Origin of the sequence: Belnapia moabensis DSM 16746, assembly GCF_000745835.1 — a bacterium.
Taxonomy (GTDB): domain Bacteria; phylum Pseudomonadota; class Alphaproteobacteria; order Acetobacterales; family Acetobacteraceae; genus Belnapia; species Belnapia moabensis.
Genome location: NZ_JQKB01000039.1, coordinates 1 through 17,906 on the forward strand (window position 1 = coordinate 1; position 17,906 = coordinate 17,906).

Genomic DNA, 17,906 nt, shown 5'->3' on the forward strand with positions numbered 1-17,906 from the left:
GGTCCTGCACCGCATGTGGTCCGACGGAACCACGTTCCAACCGCTCGGGAGGGCCGCCGCGTAATCGGACCAGCCGCTCCAACGAGATCCGCGCGCGTCGCGGAGTGGTGTCCCCGTGGGGACGAGGGTGAGGCGAGGACGAAGCCGTTCCTGCTCCGGGCATCCCTGGGTGCCGAGGGCGCGTAAGGGAGATTGGTCCCGCCCCCCCTTTTAGAACCCCATCCTGGGGCGGCCGATGCGCCGACCCCGAAGAGAAGCGTGAAACCCACGCGGGACAGCACCACTGCTTGACGCACGTGCCCACGATTAGAGAAGGACGGCTGCCTCATCCCCGGCGGGCCGGGGGAGATCGAACGTCTTTCCAGCCTGCTGCCTCTGTCGCCCGCGACGACGCTGCTGCTGGTCGGCCGCGATGCCGGGGGGGCGGCCGGCACCATTATCAGCGGCTGCGGCGCCTGGGTCGCCGCGCATCAGCACGATCCGCTGCTGGCCGAGCGGATGTCGCTCCGCCTCCGCCCCTTCGGCCGCCGCGCCACGGTGCTGCCCTGGCAGCCGGAGGCGCCGGCCTTCCGCGCCCGTTACCATCACCATGCCTTGGCGCTGGAGCCGCTGGCCGGCGGCGGCTCCTTCGACAGCATCGCCCATGCCCTGGCCGCGGCGCTGAAGCCGCAGGCGCAGCTCGTCATGCTCGAGGTCGTCCGCGGCGACGGCCCCGCCTCCCGCCCGAGCCTCGACCGCTGGCTCGCCCTCGAGGGCCGCCCGGCCCCGCCACCCGAGTGCCGCGAGGCCGAGAATGCGCTCGAGGCTGCTGGCTTTCAGATCCATGTCGGGGAGGATGCTGCGCCCCGCCAATGCGCCGCCATCACCGAAAGCTGGGTTCGGCTGATCGAGGAGCTGCGCCTCGCCGGGGCCGGGCAGCTGCGCGGCGCCGCCGCCGGCCTGATCGAGGAGGCGGAGCTCTGGCTGTTGCGCCACCGGCTGCTGAGCGGCGGCGCCATCGGCCTTCGCCGCTGGCATGCGACGCTGCGGCGATGAGCAGCGCAATCGCCGCATGGCTGGGGGGATATCCCGCCGCTGCTCGCTGGCGCCTGCAAACCCCAGATACGGTCACGGAAGATACGAAAGGGGAAAGTGATGTTGTCCGCAGTCTTCGGCGTCCTCGGTCTCGGCGCCGGTGTGGTGCTGGTGCTTTGGGGCGTCGCGGTTCGCCGCGGCATGGAGCGGGACGGCGTCCTGCACGGGGCCGGGCTGATGCCGGCCGGTGCGGCGCTGGACGTGGTCTGACAAGATTTGACCAGGGGCTGCGAAACCCCTGGCCGCCTGCCCGGTTGGTCCTGGACGCGATCCGGGCGGCGCTTCATACCATCCGGCATCCGCGGGGGTGAGCCCCGCCGCGTGGTGGGGGCGTATCCCCCACCCGGCCGGACGCCGGGCCGACACGTCAAGGCATAGAGCCGCCCGCCGGGGGATTGCTCCCTCCCGGCGGGCGGCTTGCCGTTTCAGGCAGCCATTCGCTTCGGCCGCAGGAAGATGCGCGTCACCTCCGGGTGCCGGTCCTCGATGCGGCGGGTCAGCTCCCGCGCCGCCTGCTCCACGCCTGCGCCCGGCAGCTCGTCGGCCAGGTCAATGGTCACCGCCATCAGCACCTCGGCCGGGCCAAGATGCATGGTCAGCAGTTCCTCCACCGTCTTCACCCGTGGGTCGGCGACGAGCATCGCCCGCACATCGGCGATGAGCCGCGGCGAGGCGGCCTCGCCGGTCAGCAGGCTCCGCGTCTCGTTGGCGAGGAAGACGGCGGTGAGGACCAGCAACAGGCCGATGCCAATGGAGGCCGCGCCGTCCAGCTCCGGGATGTCGAGCCAGGCCGCGAGGCCGAGGCCGGCGAGCGCGATGGACAGCCCAGCCAGCGCCGCCGCATCCTCCAGCAACACGGCGAAGACGCCCGGGTCCTTGCTGGCGCGGATCGCCTGCCAGAAGGGCTCGCCCGCGTGGCTGCGGCGGAACTCGCGGAATGCGACGCGGAAGGACAGTCCTTCGAAGACGACCGAGGCGCCGAGCACGAGGAAATTGACCCAGGCGCTCTCCACCGGCTCCGGCGCCACGATCTTCCGCCAACCCTCATAGACCGACACGGCGCCGCCGAGCGCAAAGATCATCAGCGCGACGACGAAGGCCCAGAAATACAGCTCCATCCCATGGCCGAGCGGATGCCGTGGCGTTGGCGGCCGCGCCGCACGCCGCAGCCCGATCAGCAGCAGCCCCTGGTTGCCGGTATCGACGGCCGAATGGATCGCCTCGCTCAGCATGGCGCTGGAGCCGGTGTAGAGCGCGGCGGCCAGCTTGGTGGCGGCGATGGCGAGGTTGCCCGCCAGCGCCGCCAGGATCACCCGGCGGGAGCCGCCATGGGCCACGAGTTAGATGAGGCCTTCCTTGTCCGGGTTGACCGGCTTGTCCTCGCGCAGCTCCCGCTTCCGCCGCCGCAGCTGCTTCGCCACATGCTCCAGCGCCTCGTTGAAGGCAATCGGCGCTTCCGCTGCCTCGGCGGAGCCGTCGAAGAAGAGGCCCTTGCCGGCATGGATCCGCACCGAGCAGGAAAACCCGCCATGGCCGGTGCGGGAGAAGCGGGCTGTCATGTCCTCGGCGCCGAGATACTTCTGCGCCACTGCCGTCAGCTTGTCGGTCACATGGGTGCGCAGCGCCTCCCCCACATCCATCTGGTGGCCATGGATGGCGATGGCCGGGCTGTCCGCCGCATTGTTCTCGTCGGGGCGCATCGATCTCCCTCTCGTCTCTGTCGTGCCGTGGGCGAACGCCGGGCGAGCGGGCCCGTTGCACCATGGCGCGGAACCGAAGCGGCCTTCGGACTGTCGGTGCCCCCGTGACCCTCGACCAAGCCCTCGCCTTCGACATCCTCGGTGTGACCGTAGGCCTCTTCGCCTGGGGCCGGCTGCCCTATGACCTGGTGGCGATGCTGGCCCTGCTCGCCGGCCTCGCCACCGGCATCGTGCCGGCCGAGGCGACCTTCACCAGCTTCAGCGACGACATCGTCATCATCGTCGCCTCCGCGCTGCTGGTCAGCGCTGCCGTCGCCCGGTCCGGCGCGGTGGAATGCCTGATGCGGCCGCTGCTACCGCACCTCACCAGCGTCAGGACGCAGGTGCCGGCGCTGGTCGCCGCCGTCATGGCCGCCTCGGTGGTGACGAAGAATATCGGCGCGCTCGCCATCTTCATGCCGGTTGCGCTGCAACTTGCGCGGCGTACCGGCTCCTCGCCTTCCAGCCTGCTGATGCCGATGGCCTTCGCCTCGCTGCTCGGCGGGCTCATGACGCTGATTGGCACCTCGCCCAACATCATGGTCTCCCGCGTCAGGGAGTAGGTGACAGGCGGACCCTTCCGAATGTTCGATTACGCACCGGTCGGCGCGGCAATCGCGGTGGCTGGGCTCGTCTTCCTCGGCATCGGGTGGCGGCTGCTGCCGCGCGGGCGGCAGGGCAGCGCCGGCCAGGCGACGATGGCGATCGAATCCTACATGACGGAAACACGCATCCCCGCCAAGAGCCCGCTCATCGGCCGGACCATCGCCGATCTCGTGGCGACGGGCGAAGGGCGCATCACCATCGGCACCATGCTGCGCTACAGCTTCCGTCGCGAGGCGCTGCCGGGCGAGGTCGTCTTGAAGGCCGGCGACCTGCTGATCCTCGATGGCGACCCGGAGGAGCTGGGATCCCTCGTCGCCCAGGCCGGACCCACCCTGGTCGGCGAGAAGCCGACCGGCGGCGAGGAGGTGCCGGAGGACGAGAAGACGGTGGTGGAGGGCGTCATCACCGCCGAATCCCCATTGGTCGGTGCGACGCCTGCCGGCGCCTCGCTGGCCGGGCGCTTCGGCGTCAACCTGCTCGCCGTCAGCCGCCGTGGGTCGCGTATCGCCGAGCGCCTGAACACGCTGAAGCTCCGCCGTGGCGATGTCGCCATCCTGAAGGGCGAGGCGGCACGGCTGCCCGACACGCTGGCCGCGCTGCGCATCCTGCCGCTGGCGGAGCGTGGCATCGCGCTTGGCCGCAGCCGGCGGAGCTGGCTGCCGGCGATCATCCTGGCCGTGGCGATGGCCGCCGTGGCGCTGAACCTTCTGCCGGTGGCCGTCGCCTTCTTCGCCGCCTCGGTCCTGCTGCTGCTGATCCGCGCGCTGACGCCGCAGGAGGCCTACAACGCTGTCGAGTGGTCGGTGATCGTACTGCTCGGCGCGCTGATCCCCGTTTCCGAGGCAGTGCGCAGCACGGGTGGGACGGAGCTGATCGCCGGCTGGCTCTCCGGCGCCGTCGAGCACCTGCCGCCGATGGACGCGCTCGCGCTCATCATGGTGGCGGCGATGGCGGTGACGCCCTTCCTCAACAACGCGGCGGCGGTGCTGATGCTCGGCCCCATCGCCGGCAGCCTGGCGCAGCGGCTGGGGATGAGCCCGGATGCCTTCCTGATGGCGGTCGCGCTCGGCGCCGCCTGCGACGTCCTCACCCCCATCGGGCACCATTGCAACACGCTGGTGATGGGGCCTGGCGGGTACCGGTTCGGCGATTACTGGCGGCTCGGTCTGCCGCTCTCGCTCATCGTGCTGCTCGTCGGGGTGCCGATGATCGCTCTCGTCTGGCCTCTGCGCGGGCCTTGACGAGGGAGGCGAGCAGCGCCTCCGCCGTCGCCAGCCGCTCCTCGGGTGTTGCGCTCGCGCGGCGCAGCAGCAGCCGGCCCGTCTCCTGCCCGCGCCGCGTCGCCGCCGCGGCATTCGGGCCCACTTCAAGCTTCTCGATGCCGAGCCGCCGGCAGCGCGCCGCGATCCGTGCCAGGGCCAAGAGGTTGGCGAGCGGCGCCGGGGCGGGGCCGAAGCGGTCCTCCATCTCATCCTCCAGCGCCTCCACCCCGGCGGTGTCCCCGGCGCGGAGCAGGCCCGCGAGGCGCCCATGGAGGGAGACGCGCAACGCCTCCTCCGGCACGTGCTCCTCCGGCACATAGGCATCGACGCCGATGGCGAGGCCCGGGCTCCAGGCCTCCGGCGGCGCCTCGTTCCGTGCCTCGGCCAGCGCCCAGTCGAGCAGGTGGCGGTAGAGCTCCAGCCCGACGAGCTTCAGATGCCCGGCCTGCTCCTCGCCCAGCAGATCGCCCGCGCCGCGCAGGTCGAGGTCGCGCGCGCTAATGGCAAAGCCGGCGCCGACGCGGTCGAGCGCCTCCAGCATCGCCAGTCGCCGCTCCGTCGCCGGGCCGATCCGCGCCTTCGCGTCGGTCAGCAGGTAGGCGACGCCCCGCACCCGCCCGCGCCCGACCCGGCCGCGCAGCTGGTGCAGCTGCGCCAGGCCGAAGCGGTCCGCCCGGCAGACCAGCATGGTATTCGCCCGCGGCACGTCGAGGCCGGCCTCGACGATGTTGGTCGAGAGCAGCACATCGCCCTCGCCGCCGGCGAAGCGCACCATGGCGGCATCGACATCCGCCGCCGGCATGCCGCCATGCGCCTCGATCAGGTCGAGGTCCGGCACCAACCCGGCCAGGCGCTCGCGCATCGGCGCGATGTCCTCGATGCGCGGGCAGACGCAGAAGCTCTGCCCGCCGCGCCCAGCCTCGCGCCGCAGCGCGCCGGCCAGCAGCGCATCCTCGATCGGCGCGCGGATGGTGCGCACCGGCTGCCGCCGCGCGGGCGGCGTGGCGATGACGCTCAGCTCGCGCAGCCCGACCAGCGTCGCCTGCAAGGTGCGCGGGATGGGCGTCGCCGTCAGCGTCAGCACGTGCAGGCCGTCGCCGCGGCGGAGGCGCCGCAGCTGCTCCTTCTGCGCCGCGCCGAAGCGCTGCTCCTCATCGACGATCATCAGGGCGAGGTCGCGGAAGCGGATGCCGCGGGCCGCCAGCGCCTGGGTGCCGATGACGATCGCCACCTCGCCCCGCGCCACGGCCGCCTTGATCTCGCGCGCCTCGGCGGGTGGCGTCAGCCGCGACAGCGCCTCGATGCGGAGGCCGAAGCCCTCGAAGCGCCGGCGGAAGCTCTCCAGATGCTGGCGCACCAGCACCGTGGTCGGCGCCAGCAGCGCCACCTGGTGCCCGCCGAGCGCCGCCACCGCCGCGGCGCGGATGGCAATCTCCGTCTTGCCGAAGCCGACATCGCCGCAGACCAGCCGGTCCATTGGGCGGCCGGAGGCGAGGTCGCCCAATACGGCGTTGATCGCCGCCGCCTGGTCCTCCGTCAGCTCGTGCGGGAAGCGCGCGGCGAGCCGGGCATACTCCTCCGCCGGTGGCCGCAGCGCCGGGGCGCGGGCCTGCTCACGGGCCCGTACCAGTTCGAGCAGCGCCCGCGCGCTCTCGGCCACCGCGGCTTCCGCCTCCGCGCGCCGCTTCGGCCAGGCCTCGCCGCCGAGCCGGTCGAGGGAGAGACCCTCCGCCTCCGCGCCGTAGCGCCAGATGCGGTCCAGCTCGTCGAAGGGCACAAGTTGCGTCGCGTCGGCATAGCGCAGGCGCAGGCAATCGACGCGGGCCTCGCCGGTATCCACCTGCTCCACGCCCTCGAGCGCGCCGAGCCCGTGGTCGAGATGGATCACCGCATCGCCCGGCTGCAATCGCGCGCTGGCGGCGAAGAGCGCCTCCGCGCCGCGGTCCCGCCCTGCCCCGCTGACGGCGCGGATCGAGGCATAGGGCACCACCACCGCCGCCTCGGCCTCGAAGCCCGGGACATCGGCGGCGAGCAGGGCGACGCTGCCCGGTGGCAGGGCGAGCAGCGCCGGCCAGTCGGCGACCGTCATGGCCTCGTCGAGCCGCCGGGCGAGCCTGCGCGCCCCGCGTCCCCGCCCGCCGGCGATGGCGATGCGGCGCCCGGCCGCGCGCTGCACCTCGGCATAGTCGAGGAAGGCGGCCTCCGAGTCCTCCGCCTCGGCGAAGCGCGGCGGGGCGGTGCCCTTCTCCGGCGAGACGCGTTCTAGCTGGCGGCCGTCGAGCAGATCCTCGCCGCCATAGAGCGCCTCTGGTGGCGACCCCGCTGGGCCGAGCGCGATGCGGGTGCGGAAGGCCTCCGCCACCTCCGCCCGGCGCTGCGCCAGGGTCGCCTCGGCCCCGGCATCCAGCAGCACCATGGCCCGCGGCAGCAGGTCGAGCGGTGCGATCAGCGATGCGGCATGCTCGGGCAGCGCATGCTCCAGCCCCGGCGGGCGGGCTTCGAGCAGCGGGTCGTCCGCCGCCAGCACCACTTCGGAGGCGGGGCCGAATTCCAGCGCCCCGACCTCCTCCTCGAGGCTGCGCTGGCTCAGGATGTCGAGCCGGTGGATGCCGGCGATGCGCCCCTCCTCCAGGCGCAGCCGCCAGGCCGTCTCGCCAGCGGCTGGCCAGAGGTCGATCACCTCGCCATGCAGCGCCGCCTCGCCCGGCTCGTCGACGCGCTGGTCGAGCGCATAGCCGAGGCGGAGCAGATCACGGCGCAGGGCGTCCGTATCCAGCGCATCGTCACAGGCAAGCCGCAGCCGCTCCGTCACCCGCGGCAGGCGCTGCCCGATCGTCTCCGCCGAGGCGATCAGCAGCCCCGGCGGCAGCCCGGCGACGAGCGCCATCCGCTGCCCCATCACCGCCCGCGAGGGCGAGACCCGGTCATAGGGCAGGCAGTCCCAGCCGGGCAGCAGCGACACCGCCGCATCCGCCGGCGCCAGCGCCTGCACCGCACGATGCAGCCGCGCCGCCCGTCCCTCGCTCCGCGCCACGAAGACGAGTCCCGCCTCGCCCGCCGCCAGCATGCGCTCGACGAGGCAGACGGCCAGCAACCCTTCCGGTTCCACGATCACCTGGTAGTCCCCCACACGGATGCGCAGAACGCCACGCATCGAGGAAGGCTGCCGACCCGCAGCCGCAACGCTCGGCCGGGCAATCGCGGCCTGTTCATGTGGTCCCGCGCCACCGCCCGCGTTACCGGCCTGACCCGGCGTCGAAGGACACCGCTCACCATGGAGATGCCGCATGTCCGCCAGCACGCCATTGCGCGTCGTCATCATCGGTGCCGGCTTCGGCGGGTTGGAGGCGGCGCGCGCCCTGGCCCGGGCCCCGGCCGAGATCACCCTGATCGACCGGCACAACCACCATCTCTTCCAGCCGCTGCTCTATCAAGTGGCGACGGCGGCGCTGTCGCCGGGCGACATCGCCTGGCCGGTCCGCACGATCTTCCGCCGCCAGCGCAATGTGCGGGTGATGATGGCGGAGGTGACCGGCATCGACACCGCGGCGCGCGAGGTTGCGGCCGGCCCCGGCCTCCGCATCCCCTACGATGCGCTGGTGCTGGCGACGGGCGCGACCCATTCCTATTTCGGGCGTGACGACTGGGCGCCCGTCGCGCCTGGCCTCAAGACCATCGAGGATGCGACGGATATCCGTCGCCGCCTGCTGCTCGCCTTCGAGCGGGCCGAGCTTACGGAGGACGAGGCGGAGCGGCGGCGCCTGCTGACCTTCACCGTCATCGGCGGCGGGCCGACGGGGGTGGAGCTCGCCGGCGCCATGGCGGAGCTCGCCCGCCACGCCATGCCGCGCGAATTCCGCCGCATCGACCCGGCCATGGCGCGCATCGTGCTGATCGAGGCGGGGCCGCGCCTGCTGCCCAGCTTCCCGGAGGAGCTCGGCGCCAAGGCTCGGCAATCACTGGAGCGGATGGGGGTGCAGGTACTGACGGGCCTCCGCGTCACCGGCTGCGATGCGACGGGCATCGATTGCGGCGAGGAGCGGATCGCCGCCAGCACCATCGTCTGGGCGGCGGGCGTCGTCGCCTCGCCGGTCGGGGCCTGGATCGGGGCAGAGCGGGACCGCGCGGGCCGCATCAAGGTCGGGCCGGACCTGTCGGTGCCCGGCCGGGCGGACATCTTCGCGCTCGGCGACACGGCCGCGGTCACGGATGGCAAGGGCAAGCCGGTGCCGGGCAATGCGCCGGCGGCGAAGCAGATGGGGCGCCATGTCGGCCGGCTGCTGGCGGCCCGCGCGGCGGGCCAGGCGGAGCCGCCGCCCTTCCGCTACCGGCACCATGGCGACCTCGCCACCATCGGCCGCCGCTCCGCCGTGGTGGAGCTGGGGCGCATCCGCCTCACCGGCCTGGTCGGCTGGTGGTTCTGGGGCCTCGCCCATGTCTGGTACCTGATCGGCTTCCGCAGCCGGATCGTCGTCTCCTTCGAGTGGCTTTGGAGCTACCTGACCTTCCAACGCGGTGCCCGGCTCATCACCGGGCGCGAGCCGAAGGGCGGCAACGCGACGCCCGTGCCTGGGCAGGCACGGGCGCTGGAGCGGGCATAGCGGCCGTTCAGGCCGCGCCGCGCGAGCCGCCCGATTGCTCGTTGGCCGGCAGGGTCTGCATCGCGGCCGGATTGACCTCCTGCTCGGCGATCCGGGTCAGCAGTTCGTCGGTATCCTTCTCCTCCTTCAGCGTCTGGGCGAGGAGGTCGACGGCCTTGGTCTGGCCCATGGATCTCAGCAGGGAGCAGAGCGTGCCATAGGCGGCCATCTCGTAATGCTCGATCTTCTGGGCAGCGCCGATCAGCGCAGCGTCGAGCACCGGGCCTTCCTCCAGCTCCTCCATCAGGTCGTCGGCTTCCTCGACCAAGCCTTCCATGGCGGCGCAGCTCTCGCCGTCGGGCTCGATGCCGAGCATCTCGCAGACCTCCTCGAGCCGTTCCACCTGGCGCTCGGTCTGCTCAATATGCTCGCGGAAGGCCTGCTTCAGCTTGGGCGAACTGGCTACATCCTCCAATTCGGGGAGGGCCGCGAGGATCTGATTCTCGGCGCTGTAGGTGTCCTGTAGGGAGAGTTCGAGCAGATCCTTGATGGTCTCGGCCATGGCGGCGTTCCCCTGGGTATGGTCTCGCCTGGAGGAACGGGGCCAGGGAGGGGCCAGTTGCCCATCCCCGGCGGAACATCATTCACCCGACGCCCACCACCCTGAAGCCGTAATCGCGGCCGTTCGGCTCACGTATGGTGACGTACTCCCCGGGCCGGAGCTGCCCCGCCTGACCGATCAGCACATGCGGCGCGGCATCCGCGGCCTCGCCCTCGGCCGGCGAGAACGCGAGCGACCAGCCGGTCTGCTCATTCCACTGTACCGTGCCGGGTTGCGGCGGCCCGTCCGGCCGGAAGCGCACGGCCGGCCAGGGCGCCGGGTCCGCGAGCCAGGCGCCGGGGTCGAGATGCCCGCCCTGGGTCAGCGTCACCGACATTTCGTAGCGGCGATCCGCGCTGCCCTGTGGGAAGCCGGGGCCATTGGCCAGCACCAGGGTCACCAGGGGCATCGGCGGCATCATCCTTCAACGCTGCGGCGCGGATGACGTAACGTCCGGGCATCGGACTGGTTCGGGCCGGACCATCGGCAAGTTCGGCGTCCGGGCCGAAAGGCGGAGGAGGACGGCCGAGCGGATTGCCATGCGGAATCGCAGGGGGTCAGGCCGTTTGGAGGCGTAAGCCCAGCCTGCTGGCCATGATCCGAGGCGGCTCAGTCCGGAGTCGCCCTGTCTCCCCCACCCAAGGCAATCCCAGGCTTAATGGAGACGGGCGTTGCGTGGGCGGACGGGGGCTGGCGGATGCGAGGCGGCAGCGGTGGCAACCGGCTCCGGGAGGTTGGAGACGGCGAGGGCGACATGGCGTGCGGCCTCCGTCGCGCCGAGCCGCAGGCATTCGGCCTCCACATAGGAGAGCATGAGGCGGAGGGCGGATTGGTCAGGAGATTCGGGCTCGGCCTCGGTTTCAAGAGGCTTAAACGCGGCACGCATCCAGCACGCTCCGGCTAAAGTGATTGCATAGCACACATACTATTGACCGTGCGGGACAGCAACATGGAAATCGTTTCAGGGTTGTGTAGGCTCGCCTGTACACCGATGAGAAAGCGCATGCGGCGCATTCTGCGGCGATATCGCGCCGCCTTAATTCTACTTATTGATTTAACGTGGCCGGTATATTTGTAATCAACACTTTACAAATCTCGTAATATTCGGAAGCATTTCAAAAGCTCTCAACCCAGGGACGAATTTCCAGCTCCCAGCTCCACGCACTTCGTGATTGGCGAATGAGCTGAAGGTAGCTTGCTGCGATGGCATCGGGGTCGAGCAGGCTGTCTTGCCCGCTATCCTTGCGGGGTGTGCTCCGGATGCCACCATCGATGACAATGTGAGCCACATGCACGCCCTGCGGATGCAGCTCCCGTGCGGCGGACTGGGCGAGGCCGCGGAGGGCGAATTTCCCCATCGCAAACGGAGCGCTCAGCGGATAGCCCTTCACCCCGGCCGAGGCGCCGGTCAGCAGGATGGTGCCGCGCCCGGTGGCCAGCATGCGCCGGGCCGCTTCGCGCACCGCGAGGAAGGCGCCGAAGGCGCAGACCTGGAGGCTCTTCTGCACCTCGGCCGGGTCCAGCTCGGCGATCGGGCCGCGGGTGCGGTAGCTCGGGTTGTAGACGACGACCTCGGCATCGCCCTCGGCCTCGAACAGCGCGGCGACCTGGGCGGCGTCGGCGGCGTCGCACGTATGGGTGGTGGCATTGGCCTCGGCGGCGAGCGCGGCAAGCTTCGCGGTGTTGCGGGCGGCCAGCGCCACGGCATAGCCCTCCCGCGCGAGGAGCCGGGCGAGGGAAGCGGAGAGCCCGTCCCCGGCGCCGATGATCAGGGCTTTCGGCATTTGTTTCGCTCCTTATCCCAGGGTTTCCAGCAGCTCGCAGAGCACGGCACAGCGCGGCGCCAGGTCGGGCCAGCGGATATGCTCCTCCGGCGCATGAGCGCCGGCGCCGGTGCAGCCGAGGCCGTCCAGTGTCGGGATGCCCATGGCGGCGGTGAAATTGCCGTCCGACCCGCCGCCGCGATGCTGCTTCGGCAAGTCATAGCCCTGGCGGGCGGCGATGGCGCGGGCCGTCTCGTAGAGGGCGAGGTTGGCCGGGCTCTCCTCCAGCGGCGGGCGGTTCAGGCCGCCCTCCACGGTGATACGGATACCGTCCGCCTCGCCGGCGAGCGCCCGGATGGCAGCAACCATGCGCTCCGCCTCGGCGAGGCTCGGAGCGCGGAAGTCGATGCGGCAACCGGCCTCGGGCGGGATGACATTCGGCCGGGTGCCGCCCCAGATCGGCGCGACATTGGTGGTGACGCCGCGCTCCAGGTCGGTCAGGGCATGGACCTTGAGGATTGCCTGGGCGAGGGCAACGACGGCGCTCCGTCCCTCGGACCAATTGCCGCCGGCATGGGCGCTGCGACCCTCGACGGTGAGCGTGAAGCCGCCGGTGCCCTTGCGGCCGGTGACGCAGGCGCCCTGGTTGCCGCCGGCGGGCTCCGGGATCAGCACGGCGCAGGCGCCGCGGGCGGCGGCCTCGATGGGAGCGCGGCTGGTCGGGCTGCCGACCTCCTCGTCCGGCGTCAGCAGCAGGGTGATGGGGCGACGGGTCTCCACCCCCTGGCGCAGGATCTCGCGCACCGAGTGGAAGGCGAAGAAGCTGCCGGCCTTCATGTCGTAGATGCCGGGACCATGGGCACGCTCGCCCTCGACGCGCCAAGGCATCGATTTCGCCAGGGTGCCGTGGTCCCAGACCGTGTCGAGATGGCCGGCGACGACCACCGGCGCGCCCTCGCCCGGGGTGCGGGCGATCAGCGTGTCGCCGAAGCCGTCGCGACCGGGCAGGCGCTCGATGGCAGCGCCGGCGCCCGCCAGGTCGGCCTGGCAGCGGTCGAGCAAGGCGTTGACGGCTGCGGCGTCGGTGGTGGGCGTCTCGTGCTCCACCCAGGTCCTGAGCTCGGCGAGAAGGCGGTCGGAGCTGCCGATATCGGTCTGGGGCATGGGGTCGGTCCTGCTGCGGTCTCGATCCACTCTGGCGATGGCGTGGCGCTTGTCCACCCGCCCTGGCCTCGCTAGACCGCCGAGGCATGACCCAGCCCCTCGTCCTATCCGACTGGCGTGACCTGCCGCCCGGGCTGCGCGGGGCGACCGTCGCACTCGGCAACATGGACGGGGTGCATATCGGCCACCGGGCAGTGCTGGCGGCGGCGCATGCGGCGCGGCCCTCGGCGCCGCTCGCGGTGCTGACCTTCGAGCCGCATCCGCGCGAGCATTTCCGCCCGGAGGACCCTCCCTTCCGCCTGACCCTCCTGCCCGCTAAGGCGGAGGCGCTGGGGGCGGCCGGCGCGGCGCTTGTGGTGGCGCTGCCCTTCGATGCGGCGCTGGCCACCATGTCGGCGGAGCGCTTCTTCACTGAGGTGCTGCGGGACGGGCTCGGCGCCGTGCATCTGGCCTGCGGGCAGGATTTCGCCTTCGGCCACCGGCGCGGTGGGGATGCCGGCACGCTCACCGGCCTGGCCGAGGCGGCGGGCATCGGGCTGACCATCGTGCCGCCCGTCACGGACGCGCAGGGGCCGATCTCCTCCACCCGCATCCGCCGCGCCTTGCAGGACGGCTATCCGGAGCGGGCGACGGCCATGCTCGGCCGCCCCTGGGAGATTCGCGGCGAGGTGGTGCATGGCGACAAGCTCGGCCGGGTGCTGGGCTGGCCGACGGCCAATCTCTGGCTCGGCCGGCACCTGGAGCCAGCGCGCGGGGTGTATGCGGTGACGGCGATGCTGCCGGACGGGCGGGAGGTGAAGGGCGTCTCCAACATCGGCCGGCGGCCAACCCTCGGCGGCGACCCGGAAACCAGGCTCGAGACCTATCTCTTCGACTTCTCGGGCGATCTCTACGGGCAGGAGATCGGCGTGCGGCTGCGGCATTTCCTGCGGGCGGATGCCAAATTCGATGGGCTGGAGGCGCTGAAGACGGCCATCGCCCGGGATGCCGAGGATGCGCGGGCGGTGCTGGCCCAGGATACTTGACCCCTTAGCCCTCCGATCCCCATAAGCCCCTCATGCATCGCCCGGTGGCCCATCCGCGAATTAGCCGCCCGGCCCTCGCCTGAGGGCCGGGACCGCCGCGCACCCGCCACCGCTGACCCGCCGCCGCGCCGCCGGCGGCCGGAGACCGCCCCGATGAACGACACCGAAGCCCCCGCGCCCCGAGACTACCGCGGCACCGTCTTCCTGCCGCAGACCGCCTTCCCGATGAAGGGCGACCTGCCGAAGCGCGAGCCGGACTGGCTGAAGCGCTGGGAGGGGCTCGGCCTCTGGTCCCGCCTGCGCGAGCAGTCGAAGGGGCGGACGCCTTTCATCCTGCATGACGGCCCGCCCTACGCGAACGGCCCGCTGCATATCGGCCACGCGCTGAACAAGATCCTGAAGGACGTCATCAACCGCGCCGCCCAGATGGCGGGGCATGACGCGGACTACGTTCCCGGCTGGGACTGCCACGGCCTGCCGATCGAGTGGAAGGTCGAGGAGGAGTACCGCGACCCCAAGGGCAAGTACCAGGGCGGCCGCAAGAAGGACGATGTGCCCGTACTCGAATTCCGCGCCGAGTGCCGCGCCTATGCCACGCGCTGGCTCGACGTGCAGCGGGAGGAGTTCAAGCGCCTCGGCGTCTTCGGCGACTGGGCCGGGCGCTATGCGACGATGGACTTCCCTTCGGAAGCGACCATCGTCGCCGAGATCGGCAAGTTCCTGATGAACGGCTCGCTCTATCGCGGCCTGCGCCCGGTAATGTGGAGTCCGGTCGAGAAGACGGCGCTGGCCGAGGCGGAGATCGAGTATCACGACCATGTCTCGCCGACGCTCTGGGCGCGCTTCCGCCTGGTGAAGGCCGGCGCCGAGGACCTGGCCGGCGCCAGCGTCGTGATCTGGACGACGACGCCCTGGACCATCCCCGGCAACCGCGCCGTCGCCTATGGCGCCGAGATCGACTACGCGCTGGTGCATGTCGATGGCGTCGCCGAGGGCAGCCACCTTGTCCCCGGCGAAAGGCTCCTCGTCGCCCTCGCCCTGCTGCCGCAGTTCAGCAAGGATGCGGGGCTCGGCGCGCATAGTGTCGTGCGGGTGCTGAAGGGCGAGGAGCTGACGGGCGCCATCGCTGCGCATCCGCTGCGCGGCGCCGGCTACGACTTCGACGTGCCGCTGCTGCCGGGCGATTTCGTCACCACCGAGGCCGGCACCGGCTTCGTCCACATCGCCCCGAGCCATGGCGAGGACGACTTCAACCTCGGGCGGGAGAACGGCCTGCCGGTGCCGGAGACGGTCAACGACGACGGCACCTTCACCCTGCAGGCGCCGGGCTTCACCGGCCTGCATGTCTTCAAGGCGCATGACGCCGTTTACGCCGCCTGCGAGGCGGCGGGCACGCTGGTCGCCAAGGGGAAGCTCACGCACAGCTATCCGCATAGCTGGCGCTCGAAGAAGCCGGTGATCTTCCGCGCCACGCCGCAATGGTTCATCGCCATGGACGATGCCAATGCGATCCGCGAGAAGTCGCTCGCCGCCATCGACGCCACGCAGTTCGTCCCCGACCAGGGGCGCAACCGCATCGGCAGCATGGTCGCGGCGCGGCCCGACTGGTGCATCAGCCGCCAGCGGGCGTGGGGCGTGCCCATCGCCGTCTTCGTCGACCGCCGCACCGGCGAGCCGCTGCGCGACACGGCGGTGATGGAGCGCATTGTGGAGGCCTTCCGCGTGGAGGGCGCGGATGCCTGGTACCAGCCGGGCGCCGCCGCGCGCTTCCTCGGAGAAGGACGCGATCCGGCGGACTACGAGCAGGTGATGGACATCGTCGATGTGTGGTTCGAGAGCGGCTCGACCCATGCCTTCGTCCTGCGCGACCGCGGCATGCCCTTCCCGGCCGATCTCTACCTAGAGGGCTCCGACCAGCATCGCGGCTGGTTCCATTCATCGCTGCTGGAGAGCGTCGGCACCAACGGCGTCGCGCCTTTCAAGGCGGTGCTGACGCATGGCTTCGTGCTCGATGAGTCGGGCCGGAAGATGTCGAAGTCGCTCGGCAACGTCACCGCCCCGCAGGAGGTGATGCAGCAATACGGCGCCGACATCCTGCGCCTCTGGGTAATGAACTCGGACACCGCCGAGGACCTCCGCATCGGCAAGGAGATCCTGAAGCAGCAGGCGGAGCTCTACCGGCGCCTGCGCAACACGCTGCGCTGGCTGCTCGGCAACCTCGCCGGCTTCGATGAGGCCGAGCGCGTTCCCCATAGCGAGTTGCCGGAGCTGGAGCGCTGGGTGCTGCACCGGCTGACCGAGTTGGATGCGAAGCTGCGCAAGGCGGCGAATGATTACGACTGGACGGGCGTCTATCCCGAGATCCACGCCTTCTGCTCGACCGACCTCTCGGCCTTCTACTTCGACATTCGCAAGGACAGCCTCTACTGCGATGCCGCGGACAGCCACCGGCGGCGCAGCGCGCGTACGGTGCTCGACATGCTGCATCGCTGCCTCTGCGCCTGGCTGGCGCCGGTGCTGGTCTTCACCGCGGAGGAGGCCTGGCTCGCCCGCTTCCCCGACGAGAATGACAGCATCCACCTGCACGACTTCCCGGAGCTGCCCGGCGAGTGGCGGGACGAGGCGCTGGGCGAGCGCTGGGCGGCGCTGCGCGCCCGCCGCGCCCTGGCGACCAACCTGCTGGAACGTCTCAGGAGGGATGGGGAGATCGGCTCATCGCTGCAGGCCAAGGTGACCGTCAACCCTATGGGCGATGAGTCGTTCGACTCATCGTTTTGGGAAGAATTCCTGATCGTTTCCAAGGTCGAAGCTGAGCCCGAGCCGTTCGAAGCGGGCTTCCGTGTCGTAAAGGCCCCCGGCGCCAAATGTGAGCGCTGCTGGCGCGTGCTGGAGGAAGTCGGCCAATCCGCCGCCCATCCGACCCTTTGCCGCCGCTGCGAGGCCGTGGTGGCAGGCCAGTGATGCGCCTCGGCCTCGCCATGGCGGCGCTGCTGCTCGTGGCGGACCAGCTCAGCAAGTGGTGGGTGCTGGAGGTGCTGGACCTCCCCAACCGCCGCACGGTGCCGCTGGTCGAGGCGGGGCCGCTCGGCCTCGACCTCACCATGGTCTGGAACCGCGGCGTCACCTTCGGCCTGCTCTCGGGCGAGGGGTCGCTGAACCACATCATCCTCGCCGTCCTCGCCGCCGTCATCGCCGCCTTTCTGCTGCGCTGGATGGCACGGGCGGAGAACCGCACGGTTGCAACCGCGCTGGGTGCGGTGGTCGGCGGTGCGATCGGCAATGTCATTGACCGGCTGCGCTTCGGCGCGGTGGTCGATTTCGTCGATGCCCATGGCTGGGGCTGGCACTGGTACGTGTTCAACATCGCGGATGCGGGGATCGTATGCGGGGTTTTCGTCCTTCTCGCGGATGCCTTGTTCCGCAAGCCGCCGGCGAGTAGAGAGGCGGCATGAGGATGCGCCGCCCCGCGGGCCAGGCTATGGCCCTGTCCATTCTGCTTGCCACCGCCCTCGCTGGCTGCGGCGGCGACACCGCGCGCACCTTTGGCTTGACCCGGGATGCGCCGGATGAGTTCCAGGTCACGACCCGGGCGCCGCTCTCGATGCCGCCCTCGCTCGGCGGCCCGCTGCCGGCGCCCCGCCCCGGCGCCGACCGGCCGCAGGAGGTCTCGACCCGCCAGGCGGCGGAGGCGACGCTGGTGCCGGGTGCGGTGCTCAGTGGCCCGGTCGCCGCCAGCGCCCCAAGCACCGCCGAGAGCGCGCTGCTGAGCCAGGCCGGCCGCCCGGTCGGCGACGACATCCGCCGCCGGGTGGACGAGGAGAGCCTGAAGCTCGACCAGCCGCAGCGAACGCTGGTGGACCGGCTGATGTTCTGGCGCGGGCCGGAGCCGGCCGGCACCGCCCTCGACCCGCGGCGCGAGGCGCAGCGGCTGCGCGAGAATGCGGCGCTAGGCCGCGATGTGACGGATGGCGAGACGCCGGTGATCCAGCGCACCCGCAGCAGCAACCCGGTCACGGCGCTGTTCGAGAGCATCTTCTGAACACGGCTTGGCCCTCGGGGGCCGAGCCGTCATGATTGGCCTCCCTGCCCCCA

General features: G+C 71.3%; 16 protein-coding genes and 1 pseudogene. 9 read left to right on the top strand and 8 right to left on the bottom strand.

All coding sequences use genetic code 11. The annotated features are described in order from the left end of the window. Nucleotides 1-498 precede the first annotated feature (498 nt). Nucleotides 499-1,035: a hypothetical protein gene (locus EP26_RS19970; RefSeq protein ID WP_043341243.1), complete on the top strand. Its 537-nt coding sequence runs from the start codon at nt 499-501 to the stop codon at nt 1,033-1,035. Between the two features lie 99 nt (nt 1,036-1,134). After that, complete coding sequence (locus EP26_RS35015; protein WP_157033637.1) at nt 1,135-1,284, top strand: hypothetical protein; 150 nt, start codon at nt 1,135-1,137, stop codon at nt 1,282-1,284. A 215-nt stretch (nt 1,285-1,499) separates the two neighbouring features. On the opposite strand, the gene EP26_RS19975 is transcribed toward EP26_RS35015, so the two are convergent. Beyond that, nucleotides 1,500-2,411: a cation diffusion facilitator family transporter gene (locus EP26_RS19975; RefSeq protein ID WP_043341244.1), complete on the bottom strand. Its 912-nt coding sequence runs from the start codon at nt 2,409-2,411 to the stop codon at nt 1,500-1,502. Between the two features lie 3 nt (nt 2,412-2,414). Beyond that, nucleotides 2,415-2,774 carry an HPF/RaiA family ribosome-associated protein gene (locus tag EP26_RS19980; protein ID WP_052389412.1) on the bottom strand — a complete coding sequence of 120 codons (360 nt, stop codon included), beginning with the start codon at nt 2,772-2,774 and terminating at the stop codon, nt 2,415-2,417. Between the two features lie 62 nt (nt 2,775-2,836). Here EP26_RS19980 and EP26_RS38490 point away from each other — a divergent pair. Then, nucleotides 2,837-3,718, top strand: a pseudogene (locus EP26_RS38490) (SLC13 family permease); the annotation flags it as partial. A 384-nt stretch (nt 3,719-4,102) separates the two neighbouring features. Further along, complete coding sequence (locus EP26_RS38495; RefSeq protein WP_342669117.1) at nt 4,103-4,660, top strand: SLC13 family permease; 558 nt, start codon at nt 4,103-4,105, stop codon at nt 4,658-4,660. Here the strand turns inward: EP26_RS38495 and EP26_RS19990 are convergent. Then, complete coding sequence (locus EP26_RS19990) at nt 4,599-7,835, bottom strand: DEAD/DEAH box helicase (protein ID WP_052389413.1); 3,237 nt, start codon at nt 7,833-7,835, stop codon at nt 4,599-4,601. The two genes, EP26_RS38495 and EP26_RS19990, sit on opposite strands and share 62 nt — an antisense overlap. 133 nt (nt 7,836-7,968) lie before the next feature. On the opposite strand from EP26_RS19990, the gene EP26_RS19995 reads away from it, so the two are divergent. Then, nucleotides 7,969-9,282: an NAD(P)/FAD-dependent oxidoreductase gene (locus EP26_RS19995; RefSeq protein WP_052389414.1), complete on the top strand. Its 1,314-nt coding sequence runs from the start codon at nt 7,969-7,971 to the stop codon at nt 9,280-9,282. Between the two features lie 7 nt (nt 9,283-9,289). Here EP26_RS19995 and EP26_RS20000 read toward each other — a convergent pair whose 3' ends face one another. From EP26_RS20000 to EP26_RS20020, 5 genes are all read right to left on the bottom strand, one after another. Then, entirely contained in the window at nt 9,290-9,823 is a 534-nt protein-coding gene (locus EP26_RS20000; protein ID WP_052389415.1) for a YciE/YciF ferroxidase family protein, read from the bottom strand. Nucleotides 9,824-9,905: 82 nt separating this feature from the next. Further along, nucleotides 9,906-10,271: a hypothetical protein gene (locus tag EP26_RS20005; protein ID WP_157033638.1), complete on the bottom strand. Its 366-nt coding sequence runs from the start codon at nt 10,269-10,271 to the stop codon at nt 9,906-9,908. A 246-nt stretch (nt 10,272-10,517) separates the two neighbouring features. After that, entirely contained in the window at nt 10,518-10,748 is a 231-nt protein-coding gene (locus EP26_RS20010; protein ID WP_043341245.1) for a hypothetical protein, read from the bottom strand. A gap of 229 nt (nt 10,749-10,977) precedes the next feature. After that, entirely contained in the window at nt 10,978-11,646 is a 669-nt protein-coding gene (locus EP26_RS20015; RefSeq protein WP_043341247.1) for an SDR family NAD(P)-dependent oxidoreductase, read from the bottom strand. Nucleotides 11,647-11,658: 12 nt separating this feature from the next. Then, complete coding sequence (locus tag EP26_RS20020; RefSeq protein WP_043341249.1) at nt 11,659-12,789, bottom strand: M20 family metallopeptidase; 1,131 nt, start codon at nt 12,787-12,789, stop codon at nt 11,659-11,661. Between the two features lie 86 nt (nt 12,790-12,875). Between EP26_RS20020 and EP26_RS20025 the strand changes: the two genes are divergently transcribed. The 4 genes from EP26_RS20025 (at nt 12,876) to EP26_RS20040 (ending at nt 17,853) form a co-directional block, all read left to right on the top strand. Beyond that, entirely contained in the window at nt 12,876-13,814 is a 939-nt protein-coding gene (locus EP26_RS20025; RefSeq protein WP_043341251.1) for a bifunctional riboflavin kinase/FAD synthetase, read from the top strand. Between the two features lie 153 nt (nt 13,815-13,967). Further along, complete coding sequence (gene ileS, locus EP26_RS20030) at nt 13,968-16,775, top strand: isoleucine--tRNA ligase (RefSeq protein WP_043341252.1); 2,808 nt, start codon at nt 13,968-13,970, stop codon at nt 16,773-16,775. Continuing rightward, nucleotides 16,775-17,266, top strand: a complete 492-nt coding sequence (gene lspA / locus EP26_RS20035) for a signal peptidase II (protein WP_043341254.1) — start codon at nt 16,775-16,777, stop codon at nt 17,264-17,266. Before ileS ends, lspA begins: the two co-directional genes overlap by 1 nt. A gap of 2 nt (nt 17,267-17,268) precedes the next feature. Further along, nucleotides 17,269-17,853 carry a DUF3035 domain-containing protein gene (locus EP26_RS20040; RefSeq protein WP_043341255.1) on the top strand — a complete coding sequence of 195 codons (585 nt, stop codon included), beginning with the start codon at nt 17,269-17,271 and terminating at the stop codon, nt 17,851-17,853. Nucleotides 17,854-17,906: the final 53 nt, after the last annotated feature.

Bases quoted from the DNA above. Each gene is read 5' to 3' on its own strand.
- EP26_RS19970 (WP_043341243.1), top strand. From the start codon at position 499: ATGTCGCTCCGCCTCCGCCCCTTCGGCCGCCGCGCCACGGTGCTGCCC.
- EP26_RS35015 (WP_157033637.1), top strand. From the start codon at position 1,135: ATGTTGTCCGCAGTCTTCGGCGTCCTCGGTCTCGGCGCCGGTGTGGTG.
- EP26_RS19980 (WP_052389412.1), bottom strand. From the start codon at position 2,774: ATGCGCCCCGACGAGAACAATGCGGCGGACAGCCCGGCCATCGCCATC.
- EP26_RS38495 (WP_342669117.1), top strand. From the start codon at position 4,103: ATGGCCGCCGTGGCGCTGAACCTTCTGCCGGTGGCCGTCGCCTTCTTC.
- EP26_RS19990 (WP_052389413.1), bottom strand. From the start codon at position 7,835: ATGCGTGGCGTTCTGCGCATCCGTGTGGGGGACTACCAGGTGATCGTG.
- EP26_RS19995 (WP_052389414.1), top strand. From the start codon at position 7,969: ATGTCCGCCAGCACGCCATTGCGCGTCGTCATCATCGGTGCCGGCTTC.
- EP26_RS20000 (WP_052389415.1), bottom strand. From the start codon at position 9,823: ATGGCCGAGACCATCAAGGATCTGCTCGAACTCTCCCTACAGGACACC.
- EP26_RS20005 (WP_157033638.1), bottom strand. From the start codon at position 10,271: ATGCCCCTGGTGACCCTGGTGCTGGCCAATGGCCCCGGCTTCCCACAG.
- EP26_RS20010 (WP_043341245.1), bottom strand. From the start codon at position 10,748: ATGCGTGCCGCGTTTAAGCCTCTTGAAACCGAGGCCGAGCCCGAATCT.
- EP26_RS20015 (WP_043341247.1), bottom strand. From the start codon at position 11,646: ATGCCGAAAGCCCTGATCATCGGCGCCGGGGACGGGCTCTCCGCTTCC.
- EP26_RS20020 (WP_043341249.1), bottom strand. From the start codon at position 12,789: ATGCCCCAGACCGATATCGGCAGCTCCGACCGCCTTCTCGCCGAGCTC.
- EP26_RS20025 (WP_043341251.1), top strand. From the start codon at position 12,876: ATGACCCAGCCCCTCGTCCTATCCGACTGGCGTGACCTGCCGCCCGGG.
- ileS (WP_043341252.1), top strand. From the start codon at position 13,968: ATGAACGACACCGAAGCCCCCGCGCCCCGAGACTACCGCGGCACCGTC.
- lspA (WP_043341254.1), top strand. From the start codon at position 16,775: ATGCGCCTCGGCCTCGCCATGGCGGCGCTGCTGCTCGTGGCGGACCAG.
- EP26_RS20040 (WP_043341255.1), top strand. From the start codon at position 17,269: ATGCGCCGCCCCGCGGGCCAGGCTATGGCCCTGTCCATTCTGCTTGCC.